The following is a 12,733-nucleotide window of genomic DNA, read 5'->3' on the forward strand; positions in this document are numbered from 1 at the left end:
TTTTAAGTGAGCGAACTCATTCGCGTACCTGACATCGGCAGCGGTGAAGGTGAAATCATCGAGCTGTTCGTCAAGGTCGGTGATCGTATCGAGGCTGACCAGAGCCTGCTGACCCTGGAGTCCGACAAGGCCTCCATGGAGATCCCGGCCCCCAAGGCCGGCGTGATCAAGGAACTGAAGGTCAAGCTGGGCGACCGCCTGAAAGAAGGCGACGAGCTGCTGGTTCTGGAAGCCGAGGGCGCCGCTGCTGCGGCCCCTGAGGCTCCAGCTGCCGCTGCTGCTCCGGCTCCAGCTGCTGCGCCGGCTCCGGCCGCCGAAGCCGCCCCTGCTCCGGCAGCAGCCCCGGCTGCCGCCAGCGTGCAGGACATCCACGTGCCGGACATCGGTTCGTCGGGCAAGGCCAAGATCATCGAAGTGCTGGTCAAGGTCGGCGACACCGTCGAAGCCGACCAGTCGCTGATTACCCTGGAGTCCGACAAGGCCTCCATGGAAATCCCGTCGCCGGCTGCCGGCGTGGTCGAAGAAGTCCTGTGCAAGCTGGAAGACGAAGTCGGCACTGGCGACCTGATCTTCAAGCTCAAGGTTGCTGGTGCAGCGCCAGCTGCTGCTCCGGCTCCAGCCGCCGCCGCACCTGCCCCGGCTGCCGCGCCTGCCGCTGCCGCTCCGGCGGCTGCTCCGGCCGCAGCTCCAGCGCCGGTCGCTACCGCACCGGCTGCCGGCAGCAACGCCAAGGTTCACGCAGGCCCGGCAGTTCGCCAGCTGGCCCGTGAATTCGGTGTCGACCTGGGCGCAGTGGCCGCCACTGGTCCGCACGGTCGCATCCTGAAAGAAGACGTGCAGGTCTACGTCAAGGCAATGATGCAGAAGGCCAAGGAAGCGCCGGCAGCCGCTGGCGCAACCGGCGGCGCTGGCATCCCGCCGATCCCGGCCGTGGACTTCAGCAAGTTCGGTGAAGTGGAAGAAGTGGCCCTGACCCGCCTGATGCAGGTCGGTGCCACCAACCTGCACCGCAGCTGGCTGAACGTGCCGCACGTGACCCAGTTCGACTCCGCCGACATCACCGAGCTGGAAGCCTTCCGCGTTGCGCAGAAGGCCGTGGCCGAGAAGGCTGGCGTCAAGCTGACCGTGCTGCCACTGCTGCTCAAGGCCTGCGCGTTCCTGCTCAAGGAACTGCCGGACTTCAACAGCTCGCTGGCGCCAAGCGGCAAGGCCATCATCCGCAAGAAGTACGTGCACATCGGCTTCGCCGTGGACACCCCGGACGGCCTGCTGGTCCCTGTGATCAAGAACGTCGACCAGAAGAGCCTGCTGCAACTGGCTGCCGAAGCCGCTGCACTGGCCGAGAAGGCGCGCACCAAGAAGCTGTCGGCCGACGACATGCAAGGTGCCTGCTTCACCATCTCCAGCCTCGGCCACATTGGCGGCACCGGCTTCACGCCGATCGTCAACGCGCCGGAAGTGGCGATCCTGGGCGTCTCCAAGGCGACCATGCAGCCAGTCTGGGATGGCAAGGCCTTCCAGCCGAAGCTGATGCTGCCACTGTCGCTGTCCTACGATCACCGTGTGATCAACGGCGCCGCCGCCGCACGCTTCACCAAGCGCCTGGGCGACGTGTTGGGTGACATTCGCACCATGCTGCTGTAATCGCAGCCCACCTGCCTCCCTTGGGAGGCAGGTACCCTTTTCGAGCTGCCACGCTCGTACCTCAACCCCGCCAGTTGGCGGGGCTTTTTTTTGCCTGCAACCAGCCCGGATATCTTCGCCGAATTACAGTTTTCGGCCCAGCGGCCGAAAACATATACATGACAGCCCTCATGGCCGCTTGCCAGCCTCAGGGACATGATGCAACCTTGCCAGATGCGCCGCCGCCCAGGCCGCGTCCCCCTTCAAGCGAGTCTTCGATGAAAAGCCAACCCGATGCCGCCAGCCGTGTGGCGGCCGAGGTCGTCACGCAGCTCCCCGTGCCCTCGCGGCTCGGCATGCTGCGTTTCGAAAGGCTGAACGAAGCCAACTGGGCGATGCTTTACCTGGACCCGGCCTGCGACCGCCAGTTCGGCTTGCCTGCTTCCGAGTTGTGCGCCCTGATCGACTCGCCCTACGCCAGCCTGATGGAGCCCGAGGCGCGGTATCGGCTGCACGATGAGATCCAGCTGCAACTGAGCAACCGTGGCTACTACCGCGTGCGCTATACCCTGCATACCCAGGCCCGCGCGCTGCGCCTGCTGGAGGCCGGCGAGGCGTTCAAGCAGCACAACCGCCAGCTGCTGCGCGGCTTCCTCACGGTGCTCGACGACGAAGACGACAGCGACCTCGACACCAACGACCTGGAATCGCGCAACAACCGCCTGCAACTGGCCCTGCAGATCAACCAACGCGCCCAGCAGGAGCAGCTTGAGCACCTGGAGCGCGTGCGCGCCCAGCAAGACCTCATCCTGCGCCTTGCCCGCCAGCGCTACAGCGCCGAAAACTCGCTGCTCGAAGCCGCTCAGCTGATCACCCGCAGTGCCTGCGAAATCTACAAGGTCGACAGCGCCAGCATCTGGCACCTGGACGACCAGCGCCTGGAGCCGATCAGTGCCTGGCTGCGCAACGAGCAGGTGCACCGCCTGCCCGAGCCGATCGATGCCAGCCGCTTCCCCGACTACCTCGAAGCCCTGCACGCCAGCCGCGCCATCGACGCACACAACGCCAACCACGACCCGCGCACCCGTGAGCTGGCCGAGAGCCTGTATGCCGACAACAACGCCATGCTCGACGCCAGCATTCGCGTCGATGGCCAGGTGGTCGGCGTACTGTGCCTGGAGCAGACCGGCCAGCCGCGCGCCTGGCAGTCCGATGAAATCGCCTTTGCCGGTGAACTGGCCGACCAGTTCGCCCAGGTCATCACCAACCACAACCGGCGCACCGCTGCCAGCGCCCTGCACCTGTTCCAGCGGGCCGTGGAACAGAGCGCCAGTGCCTTCCTGCTGGTCAACCGCGACGGCGTGGTGGAGTACGTCAACCCGAGCTTCACAGCCATCACCCAGTACAGCACCGAGGAAGTCCAGGGCCACCACCTGGCCGAGCTGCCCGCCCTGGAAAACCTCAGCGAGCTGCTGTTCGACTCGCCGTCCAGCCTGGCCATGGGCAACAGCTGGCAAGGTGAGTTCAAGAGCCGGCGCAAGAACCTCGAACCCTACTGGGGCCAGCTGTCGATCTCCAAGGTGTACGGCGACAACCGTGAGCTGACCCACTACATCGGCATTTACGAAGACGTCACCCAGACCAAGCTGGCCCAGCAGCGCATCGAGCGCCTGGCCTACACCGACAACCTGACCAACCTGGGCAACCGCCCGGCGTTCATCCGCAAGCTCGACGAGCGCTTCGCCCGCGACAGCGAGAACCCGATCTGCCTGCTGTTGGTGGACATCGACAACTTCAAGCGGATCAACGACAGCCTCGGCCACCAGACCGGCGACAAGCTGCTGATCAGCCTGGCCCGGCGCCTGCGCAACAGCCTGAGCGTCAACGGCGTGCTGGCCCGTTTCGCCAGCAACGAATTCGCCGTGCTGCTCGACGACACCAGCCTGGAGGACGGCCAGTGCGTTGCCTTGCAGCTGCTGCGCACCCTCGACAAGCCGATGTTCGTCGACAACCAACTGATCAACGTCACCGCCTCGGTGGGCCTGGCCTGTGCGCCGCTGCACGGCAGCGACCCGACCACCCTGATGAAGAACGCCGGCCTCGCCCTGCACAAGGCCAAGGCCAACGGCAAGCACCAGGTGCAGGTGTTCACCGAAGTGCTCAACGCCGAAGCCAGCTACAAGCTGTTCGTCGAGAACAACCTGCGCCGCGCCCTGACCCAGAACGAGCTGGAGGTGTTCTACCAGCCCAAGCTGTGCCTGCGCAGCGGCCGCCTGCTGGGCCTTGAGGCCTTGCTGCGCTGGAACCACCCCGAGCGCGGCATGATCCGCCCCGACCAGTTCATCAGCGTGGCCGAAGAAACCGGCCTGATCATCCCCATCGGCAAGTGGGTGGTGCGCCAATCGTGCCGCATGAGCCAGCAGTTGCAGGAAGCTGGCATGGGCTGCCTGCACGTGGCCATCAACCTGTCGCCCAAGCAGTTTTCCGACCCCGACCTGGTGGCCTCGATCGGCTCGATCCTCAAGGAGGAAGGCCTGCCGCCGCACCTGCTGGAGCTGGAACTGACCGAAGGCCTGCTACTGGAAGCCACCGAAGACACCCACCGCCAGCTTGACGAGCTCAAGGCCCTGGGCCTGACCCTGGCCATGGACGACTTCGGCACCGGCTATTCGTCGTTGAGCTACCTGAAGAAGTTTCCGATCGACATCATCAAGATCGACCGCAGCTTCATCAACGAGATCCCCGACAACCAGGACGACATGGAAATCACCTCGGCGGTGGTGGCCATGGCCCACAACCTCAAGCTCAAGGTGGTGGCCGAAGGCATCGAGACGCCGGAACAACTGGCGTTCCTACGCCGGCACCGTTGCGACGTCGGCCAGGGCTACCTGTTTGACCGGCCAATCCCGGGCCGCGAGCTTGCAGAAAAACTCAAGCGCTATCCGCGCGGTCCAATGGCCTGACAGCTGCCTGAAGCTCGGGCACTATACAAACCATTCGCGATCCCTGTGGGAGCGGGCTTGTCCCGCGAAGGCCCCACCCCTATTCAACTGACATACAGAGGAACAGCCATGGTCCTGCGTTCGGAAATCCTGGTGAACAAAAACGTCATGCCTACTGCGGAGCAGGCCCTGCCTGGCCGCGAATCGCCCATGCAGCTGCCCGAGTTCCACTATGTGTTCGAAGGCACCCCACTGCTGGGCCCGTTCTTCGAAGGCGCCATCGACTTCGCCATCTTCGGCCTGGGCTGCTTCTGGGGCGCCGAGCGCCGCTTCTGGCAGCGTGAAGGCGTGGTCAGCACCGTGGTCGGTTACGCCGGCGGCTTCACCCCGAACCCGACCTACGAAGAAGTCTGCTCGGGCCTGACCGGCCACACCGAAGTGGTACTGGTGGTGTTCGACAAGGACAAGGTCAGCTACCAGGAACTGCTGGCGATGTTCTGGGAACTGCACAACCCGACCCAGGGCATGCGCCAGGGCAACGATGTCGGCACCCAGTACCGCTCGGCCATCTACTGCACCAGCCCGGAACAGTTGGAGCAGGCCAAGGCCAGCCGCGATGCCTTCCAGGCCGAACTGAGCAAGGCCGGCTTCGGCGAAATCACCACCGAAATCGACCAGGCACCGACCGTGTATTTCGCCGAGGCTTACCACCAGCAGTACCTGGCCAAGAACCCGGACGGCTACTGCGGCATCGGCGGCACCGGCGTGTGCCTGCCACCGAGCCTGCAGGGCAACTGAACCATGAGCACGATGACCCTGTTCCACTCGCCACTGTCGCCCTTCGTGCGCAAGGTCATGGTGGTGCTGCACGAGACCGGTCAGCTTGACCGCGTCGCGCTACAGCCGGTGAACATCAGCCCGGTGAGCGGTGACGAGCAGCTCAACCAGGGCAACCCGATCGGCAAGATCCCGGCCCTGCGCCTGGAAGACGGCACCGTGCTGCACGACAGCCGGGTGATCTGCGAGTACCTCGACCTGCAGCATGTCGGCCTGCCGCTGCTGCCGCGCGAGGGCTCGGCGCGCTGGCGGCGCATGACGCTGGCTTCGCAGGCCGATGCAATCATGGACGCGGCGGTCTCGAGCCGTTACGAGAGCTTCCTGCGCCCTGAAGAGAAGCGCTGGGATGGCTGGCTCGAAGCGCAGGGCGAGAAGATTCGCCGCAGCCTGGCGAACCTAGAGCAGGAGCACCTGGCTGAATTGGCTAGCGGTTTCGATCTCGCGGCGATCGGCGTGGCTTGTGCACTAGGCTACTTGGACCTACGTCAGCCACAGTTCGGCTGGCGTGAGCGCCAGCCTGGCTTGGCGGCATGGTATGCCGAGGTGGCCCAACGGCCGTCAATGGTGGCGACAGCACCAGTAGCCTGAAGGCCCGCTTCGCCTTTGTGGGAGCGGCCTTGCGTCGCGAAAGGGCCGCAAAGCGGCCCCGGCAATTTCTGCTGCGAAGCTGAAAACCCGGGGCCGCTTCGCAGCCCTTTCGCGACACAAGGCCGCTCCCACAAAAAGCAGGGCCAATCTGGCTTCAGTATCAGCAGTCAGGATTGCCCGCAGTAAACTTCTTGGCCGGGTTCACCGCCGCCTTGAACTGGCGCAGCGCCTTGGAGCCAATCAGCAACGGGTAGTTGAAGTGGCTGCGGTCCACCAGGTTGACCTCCATGGTGCGTTTCACGCCACCCAGGCACATCTCCAGGTCGACCACCGGCCGCTTGGAAATCTCCGGCGTATCGCCCTCATCCTCTTCATCGACACGGCCCTTGATCTTGCTGATGCGCGAGACCGGGTGCTCATAGACCTTGCCGTCGGAGTCCTTGGTGGCCAGGCGGAAACGTACCCACTCCTCGCCATCGCGGGTGAACATCTCGATGTCCTTGGCCGACAGCGAGGCAGTCCAGGCACCGGTGTCCATCTTGGCTTTCAGGGTCTGACCAAGCTCAGGCAGCTTGATGTTCTCGTAACGGCCATAGACCGTCGGTTCGGCGGCCATCACTGGCAACGCCAACAGTGATAACAGGGCAAGCAGAGATTTCACAGGCAGGCTTCCTTGAGAAGAGTCAGTGCTTAGACTGCACTGGCAGGATAGGTTCGCTGTCACAAGCCTAACCAACATGTTGTGAAACATTTGTCCCTGCCGTCGGGCATTGGACATTTGGCGTAGACACCAGCGCTGCTTATCATTGCGCCCTGCCAACTTCCCACAACAAGAGTTTCCTTATGCGTCGCCTGTTTACCGGCATTCTCACAACCACCCTGCTGCTGCTCAACACCGTGGTGATGATCTGCCCGCTGATGGTCTTCGCCCTGCTCAAGCTGGTACTGCAGGGGCGCTGGCGCGACTACGCCTCCGCTGCCGTGATGTGGTTCGCGGAAGCCTGGTCAGAGGTCGACAAGGCCATCTTCGCCCTGTGCATCCCCACCAAATGGGACATCCGTGGCGTCGAAAACCTGCGCAAGGACACGTCCTACCTGGCCGTCAGCAACCACCAGACCTGGGTCGACATCCCGGCGCTGATCGAAAGCCTCAACCGCCGCACGCCGTTCTTCAAGTTCTTCCTCAAGAAAGAGCTGATCTGGGTACCGCTGCTGGGCCTGGCCTGGTGGGGCCTCGACTACCCGTTCATGAAGCGCTACAGCAAGGCGTTCCTGGAAAAGCACCCAGAGCTCAAGGGCAAGGACCTGGAAATCACCAAGGCCGCCTGCGAGCTGTTCAAGCGCCAGCCGGTGACCGTGGTCAACTACCTCGAAGGCACCCGCTTCACCGAGGCCAAGCACCGCGAACAGCAATCGCCCTACCGTTACCTGCTCAAGCCCAAGGCCGGCGGCGTGGCGTTCGTGCTGGCGGCGCTGGGCGAGCAGCTGGATGCACTGCTGGACGTGACCATCGTCTATCCCGGCAATAAGGCGCCGGGCTTCTGGGATCTGCTTAATGGCAGCATCAGCCGGGTGATTATCGACATTCAGGTGCGTGAGCTGGACCCGGCATTGTGGGATGGGGATTACGAAAATGACCCGGCCTTCCGCCAGACCGTGCAGGCCTGGGTCAACCAGCTGTGGTTGGACAAGGACCAGCGTATCGAGCAACTGCGCGCTGAAATGAACTGAGTTTATTGCCTGTACTGGCCTCTTCGCGGGCACGCCCGCTCCCACAGGGATTGCGCAGGTCTTGAGCTTTGCGCAGTCCCTGTGGGAGCGGGCGGGCACGCGAAGAGGCCGGCAAAGGAATGCGCACCATCCCGATTAAAACCCAGGCTAATAATCAGAATAAGTAATACTTTTTTGTCATCACCCACCTAAGTGGATAAAAATCGACCAAAGCACAACTACAAAAATGCCTGGATCGATCGATGGCCAACCCACCCAGCTCCAACTCCGCCCAACTGCGCCGTGTCCTCGGCCTCCCCGCCCTGGTGTTCTTCGGCCTGGTGTACATGGTCCCACTGACCATCTTCACCACCTACGGCATCGTCACCGAACTCACCGGTGGCCGCACCGCCAGCGCCTACATGGTCACGCTGGTGGCCATGCTGTTCACCGCCGCGTCCTACAGCTTCATGGTCAAGCGCTTCCCGGTCGCGGGTTCGGCGTACTCCTACACCAACATGGCCTTCGGCCCCAATGTTGGCTTCCTCGCCGGCTGGTCGCTGCTGCTGGATTACCTGTTCCTGCCGATGATCAACTACCTGTTGATCGGCCTGTTCCTCAACATCGCCTTCCCGGCCATTCCGGCATGGTCCATCGCCCTGGCCTCGATCGTGCTGGTAACGGTGCTGAACGTGGTCGGCATCCACTCGGTGGCCAAGACCAGCAACCTGATCGTCGGCGCGCAGATCGTCTTTATCGTGGTGTTCGTCGCGCTGTCCTGCCAGTCGCTGGCCGGCCAGCCGCTGGACCTGCTGTCGCCGCTGCTGGGCGATGGCTCCAAGCCTGGTTTCGGCCCGATCATGGCCGGCGCTGCGGTGCTGTGCCTGTCGTTCCTCGGTTTCGATGCCGTGTCGACCCTGGCCGAAGAATGCCGCGATGCCCGCCGCGACGTGCCACGGGCGATCATCCTCACCACCCTGTTCGCCGGCGTGCTGTTCACCGTGCTGGCCTACGTCAGTCAGCTGGTCATGCCGGGCACCACCTTCGCCAATGCCGATGCGGCAGCCAACGAGGTGATGTTCAAGGCAGGCGGGCAGTTCCTGGCCAACTTCTTCACGGCTGCGTATGTCGCCGGCAGCCTCGGCTCGGCGCTGGCCTCGCAGGCGGCGGTGTCGCGCATTCTGTTCACCATGGGGCGTGACAACGTGCTGCCACGGCGCAGCTTCGGCTACCTGTCGCCACGCTTTGGCACGCCAGTGTTCGCCATTGCGCTGGTGTCGGCATTTTCGCTGCTGGCATTGGTGATCGACCTGGCCACCCTCGCCTCACTGATCAGCTTTGGTGCGCTGGTGGCGTTCTCGGCGGTGAACCTGGCGGTGGTGAAGACCCACCTGATGGACGATGGCGCGCAGCGTAACCTAAAAGGGCTGCTGTGCTATGGCTTGGTGCCGCTGGTGGGGTTGGCGCTGACCTTGTGGCTGTGGACCAGCCTGTCGGCACTGACCTTGGTGATTGGCCTGTGCTGGTTTGCATTTGGCCTTGCATACCTGGCGGTACTGACTGCCGGCTTCCGCCGCCCTGTGCGACTGGTGGACTTCACCGAAGCCGCCTGACCCAATGGGCCGCTGCGCGGCCCTTTCGCGACACAAGGCCGCTCATGACATCAGACCGAGGGCTGGGTCAGCGGCGCCGGTGTAGTCCACAGATTTCCCAGATTCTGCAGCAACGACCCGGCAATCCCCTGCTGCCCCAGGTACTGCAGAATCAGCGGCGCAAACTGCCCGATCATCCCGGTATCCATGCCCAGCGCCTTGAACGCATTGTCCAAGTCGCCGCGGTTTTCCACATCGTTGCCCAGCGCCTTGTCCAGCGCCGACTGGCTGCCTTTGTCGTTGCCCAGCAACTGACCCAAGCCACTCAGCCCGCCCAGGGCATTGGCGCCCGACAGCAGGTCCAGGCCCGGCACGGCCTTGGTCAGCTGGCCGTAGTCGTCGCTGCTCAGGTTGTTACGCGCCAACCCCAGCATGGCCCCCGCCCCGCCCACGGCCTGTTCGGGCGTGATGTTCAACTGGCTGCCCAGAGTGTTTAGCAGATTGGCCTGCCCTTCGGGCGCCTGTACCTGGCCTTGCTGCTGGTTCTGCATGGAGGAGACGGCGTTGGCGGCGTCGCTGAGGTTGAAGGCGAACACCGGGCTTGCGGCCAGGGTCATCAGGGTTGCCAGGGTGAATGCTTTCATCGGGAGGGACCTCGTCGGCCGGGATGGCCTGGGAAACGATGACTTCGACTGATTGGAACAAGGTTTGTTCCAGGCCATGCATCGGGTGTACGCGGCTCACCTTCCTGCCTGACAGCGAACGTACCGTTTCGACCTAGCATTTCTGCCAGTTGTAGCGTTGATCCAAACCAACAGACACTGGAACCCAACACCTACCCGTCGAGTGGCAGGTCAAACGCATACACGAGGATAGACGAGTGATCATTCACCAGAACTTCTATCAGGGCAGCCACCTGCGTACTATCAAGTCGAGAGACCAGGCAACTTCACTGTTTCGTCACCAAGATATACCGCTGGCGGAAAAACGCGGCACAAATCCGGTAAATCTGCTCGGCACCGGTCTTAGCCGATCTGTACTCAATAGCCTTAAGACCTCTTCCCCCCGTTGGTTTTCTTACACGCCCTATGGGTACAGTCCCGACGCGACGAGGGAAGATTCGTCGCTGGGCTTCAATGGTGAGTACCGCGACATTCTCGGACTCTACCCACTGGGCAATGGCCAGCGCAATCATAATTCGAGACTCATGCGCTTTCAGTCGCCGGACGACGAAAGTCCGTTCGATAGAGGTGGATTGAATGCCTATGCCTACTGCGCAGGAGATCCGATAAACCGCAGAGATCCGACAGGCCACTTCTTCGGATTGCTGATCGCCATCATCGTATTGGTGATCATTGGCTTGGCAGTTGGCATCGGACTGCTTCTGAACCACCTGGTAAAGAAGAAACCAGGGGGCTATCTCCCTCGCTCCGAAAGATCCAGAATTCGGCGCTGAGCCGAAAAAAGCCCCTCCGTCGAGTGGCAGGTCAAACACATACACGAGGATGGACGAGTGACCGTTCACCAGAACTTCTATCAGGGCAACCACCTGCGCACCATCAAGTCGAGAGGCCAGGCAACTTCACTGTTTCGTCACCAAGATATGCCGCTGGCGGAAAAACGCGGTACAAATCCGGTAAATCTGCTCGGCACCGGTCTTAGCCGATCTGTAATCAATAGCCTGAAGACCTCTTCCCCCAGTTCGTTTTCTTACACGCCATATGGGTACAGTCCCGACGCGACAAGGGAAGATTCGTCGCTGGGCTTCAATGGTGAATACCGCGACATTCTCGGACTCTACCCACTGGGCAATGGCCAGCGCAATTATAATTCGAGACTCATGCGCTTTCAGTCGCCGGACGACGAAAGTCCGTTCGATAGAGGTGGATTGAATGCCTATGCCTACTGCGCAGGAGATCCAATAAACCGCAGAGATCCGACAGGCCACTTCTTACAATTGATGATCACCATCGTGATAGTGTTCATCATTGCCATGACAGTTGGCATCGCACTGCTTCTGAACTGGCTGGCAAAGAAGCAAACAGGGCGCTCCTTACCTCGCTCCGAAAGATCCAGAATTCGGCGCTGAGCCCATAAAAGCCCCTCGGTCGAGGGGCTTTTCCTTGTATCACAGCGTCACGCGGCGCCCCACATCTTGTGCGGGTCGATCACGAACTTCTTCGGCACACCTGCATCGAACTCGCCATAACCTTCTGGCGCCTGATCCAGGTTGATCACCTGCACACCCACCACTTCGGCAATGTTGATGCGGTCCCACATGATCGCCTGCATCAGCTGGCGGTTGTACTTCATGGTCGGGGTCTGGCCGGTGTGGAAGCTGTGCGACTTGGCCCAGCCCAGGCCGAAGCGGATGCTCAGCGCGCCGATCTTGGCGGCGGCATCGACCGCGCCCGGGTCTTCGGTCACGTACAGGCCTGGGATACCGATGTTGCCGGCTACACGGGTCACTTGCATCAGCGAGTTCAGCACGGTGGCTGGGGCCTCATGCTTGGCACCTTCGTGGCCGTGGCCACGGGCCTCGAAGCCAACGGCATCGACAGCACAGTCCACTTCAGGCTCGCCGAGGATGTCGACGATCTGCTCGTGCAGCGGGGTGTCCTTGGACAGGTCGACCACTTCGAAGCCCTGGGACTTGGCGTGGGCCAAGCGAGCCGGGTTGAGGTCACCAACGATCACACAGGCGGCGCCCAGCAGGCGTGCCGAGGCAGCGGCGGCCAGGCCGACCGGGCCGGCGCCGGCGACGTAGACGGTGCTGCCTGGGCCAACGCCAGCAGTGACGGCGCCGTGGTAGCCGGTTGGCAGGATGTCGGACAGGCAGGTCAGGTCACGGATCTTCTCCATGGCCTTGTCGCGGTCCGGCAGTTTCAGCAGGTTGAAGTCGGCGTACGGCACCAGCACGTACTCGGCCTGGCCTCCGGTCCAGTCGCCCATGTCGACGTAGCCGTAGGCACCACCGGCGCGGGCTGGGTTGACGGTGAGGCAGACACCGGTGTGCATCTCTTTGCACGAGCGGCAGCGCCCGCAGGCGACGTTGAACGGTACCGACACCAGGTCGCCGATCTTCAGGCGTTCTACATCGCGCCCCAGCTCGACAATTTCACCGGTGATTTCGTGGCCCAGAACCAGGCCGACCTGGGCAGTGGTGCGGCCGCGGACCATGTGCTGGTCGGAGCCGCAGATGTTGGTGGAAACCACCTTGAGGATCACGCCGTGCTCGATCTTCTTGCCGCGTGGGTCTTGCATTTTCGGGTAGTCGATCTTCTGCACCTCGACCTTGCCCGCGCCGAGATACACCACTCCACGATTGCCAGACATGCTCTTACCTCGCTTGATTTTTATTTATGCAGCGGTGGTGAACGCGCCGCCGTCCATGGGCGGCTTGTGTTACTGGAATGCAGGGAATTGTGGGCCTGATACGGC

The 12,733-nt window shown here is 62.6% G+C and carries 11 protein-coding genes; 8 read left to right on the forward strand and 3 right to left on the reverse strand.

Translation table 11 applies throughout. The annotated features are described in order from the left end of the window. Nucleotides 1-6 precede the first annotated feature (6 nt). The 4 genes from aceF (at nucleotide 7) to N430_RS23110 (ending at nucleotide 5,990) form a co-directional block, all read left to right on the forward strand. Entirely contained in the window at nucleotides 7-1,644 is a 1,638-nt protein-coding gene (gene aceF, locus N430_RS23095; protein WP_110639204.1) for a dihydrolipoyllysine-residue acetyltransferase, read from the forward strand. A gap of 257 nt (nucleotides 1,645-1,901) precedes the next feature. Beyond that, nucleotides 1,902-4,586, forward strand: coding sequence for a bifunctional diguanylate cyclase/phosphodiesterase (locus tag N430_RS23100; RefSeq protein WP_110639203.1), 2,685 nt, complete (start codon nucleotides 1,902-1,904; stop codon nucleotides 4,584-4,586). Nucleotides 4,587-4,694: 108 nt separating this feature from the next. Continuing rightward, nucleotides 4,695-5,363, forward strand: a complete 669-nt coding sequence (msrA, locus tag N430_RS23105; RefSeq protein WP_110639202.1) for a peptide-methionine (S)-S-oxide reductase MsrA — start codon at nucleotides 4,695-4,697, stop codon at nucleotides 5,361-5,363. Nucleotides 5,364-5,366: 3 nt separating this feature from the next. Further along, entirely contained in the window at nucleotides 5,367-5,990 is a 624-nt protein-coding gene (locus N430_RS23110; RefSeq protein ID WP_110639201.1) for a glutathione S-transferase, read from the forward strand. A 160-nt stretch (nucleotides 5,991-6,150) separates the two neighbouring features. Here the strand turns inward: N430_RS23110 and N430_RS23115 are convergent, their stop codons facing one another. Continuing rightward, entirely contained in the window at nucleotides 6,151-6,651 is a 501-nt protein-coding gene (locus N430_RS23115) for an ATP-dependent zinc protease (RefSeq protein ID WP_110639200.1), read from the reverse strand. 182 nt (nucleotides 6,652-6,833) lie between these two features. Between N430_RS23115 and N430_RS23120 the strand changes: the two genes are divergently transcribed. Both N430_RS23120 and N430_RS23125 read left to right on the forward strand, forming a co-directional pair. Continuing rightward, on the forward strand, nucleotides 6,834-7,721 hold the full coding sequence (locus tag N430_RS23120; RefSeq protein WP_110639199.1) for an acyltransferase: 888 nt from the start codon (nucleotides 6,834-6,836) through the stop codon (nucleotides 7,719-7,721). Between the two features lie 242 nt (nucleotides 7,722-7,963). Continuing rightward, a complete protein-coding gene (locus N430_RS23125; protein ID WP_110639198.1) occupies nucleotides 7,964-9,313 on the forward strand; it encodes an APC family permease in 1,350 nt (449 codons plus the stop codon). Between the two features lie 50 nt (nucleotides 9,314-9,363). On the opposite strand, the gene N430_RS23130 is transcribed toward N430_RS23125, so the two are convergent. Next, on the reverse strand, nucleotides 9,364-9,936 hold the full coding sequence (locus N430_RS23130) for a DUF2780 domain-containing protein (protein WP_110639197.1): 573 nt from the start codon (nucleotides 9,934-9,936) through the stop codon (nucleotides 9,364-9,366). 236 nt (nucleotides 9,937-10,172) lie between these two features. Between N430_RS23130 and N430_RS23135 the strand changes: the two genes are divergently transcribed. Both N430_RS23135 and N430_RS23140 read left to right on the forward strand, forming a co-directional pair. Then, the gene (locus tag N430_RS23135; RefSeq protein WP_256592175.1) at nucleotides 10,173-10,748 is read left to right on the forward strand and encodes an RHS repeat-associated core domain-containing protein; all 576 of its coding nucleotides are present in this window, start codon (nucleotides 10,173-10,175) and stop codon (nucleotides 10,746-10,748) included. 57 nt (nucleotides 10,749-10,805) lie between these two features. Next, nucleotides 10,806-11,381: an RHS repeat-associated core domain-containing protein gene (locus N430_RS23140; RefSeq protein WP_110639195.1), complete on the forward strand. Its 576-nt coding sequence runs from the start codon at nucleotides 10,806-10,808 to the stop codon at nucleotides 11,379-11,381. Nucleotides 11,382-11,428: 47 nt separating this feature from the next. Here the strand turns inward: N430_RS23140 and fdhA are convergent, their stop codons facing one another. Then, nucleotides 11,429-12,628 (reverse strand): formaldehyde dehydrogenase, glutathione-independent, encoded by a 1,200-nt coding sequence (gene fdhA, locus N430_RS23145; protein ID WP_027917538.1) that lies wholly within the window; start codon nucleotides 12,626-12,628, stop codon nucleotides 11,429-11,431. Nucleotides 12,629-12,733: the final 105 nt, after the last annotated feature.

The organism is Pseudomonas sp. CC120222-01a (genome assembly GCF_003097235.1).
GTDB lineage: Bacteria > Pseudomonadota > Gammaproteobacteria > Pseudomonadales > Pseudomonadaceae > Aquipseudomonas.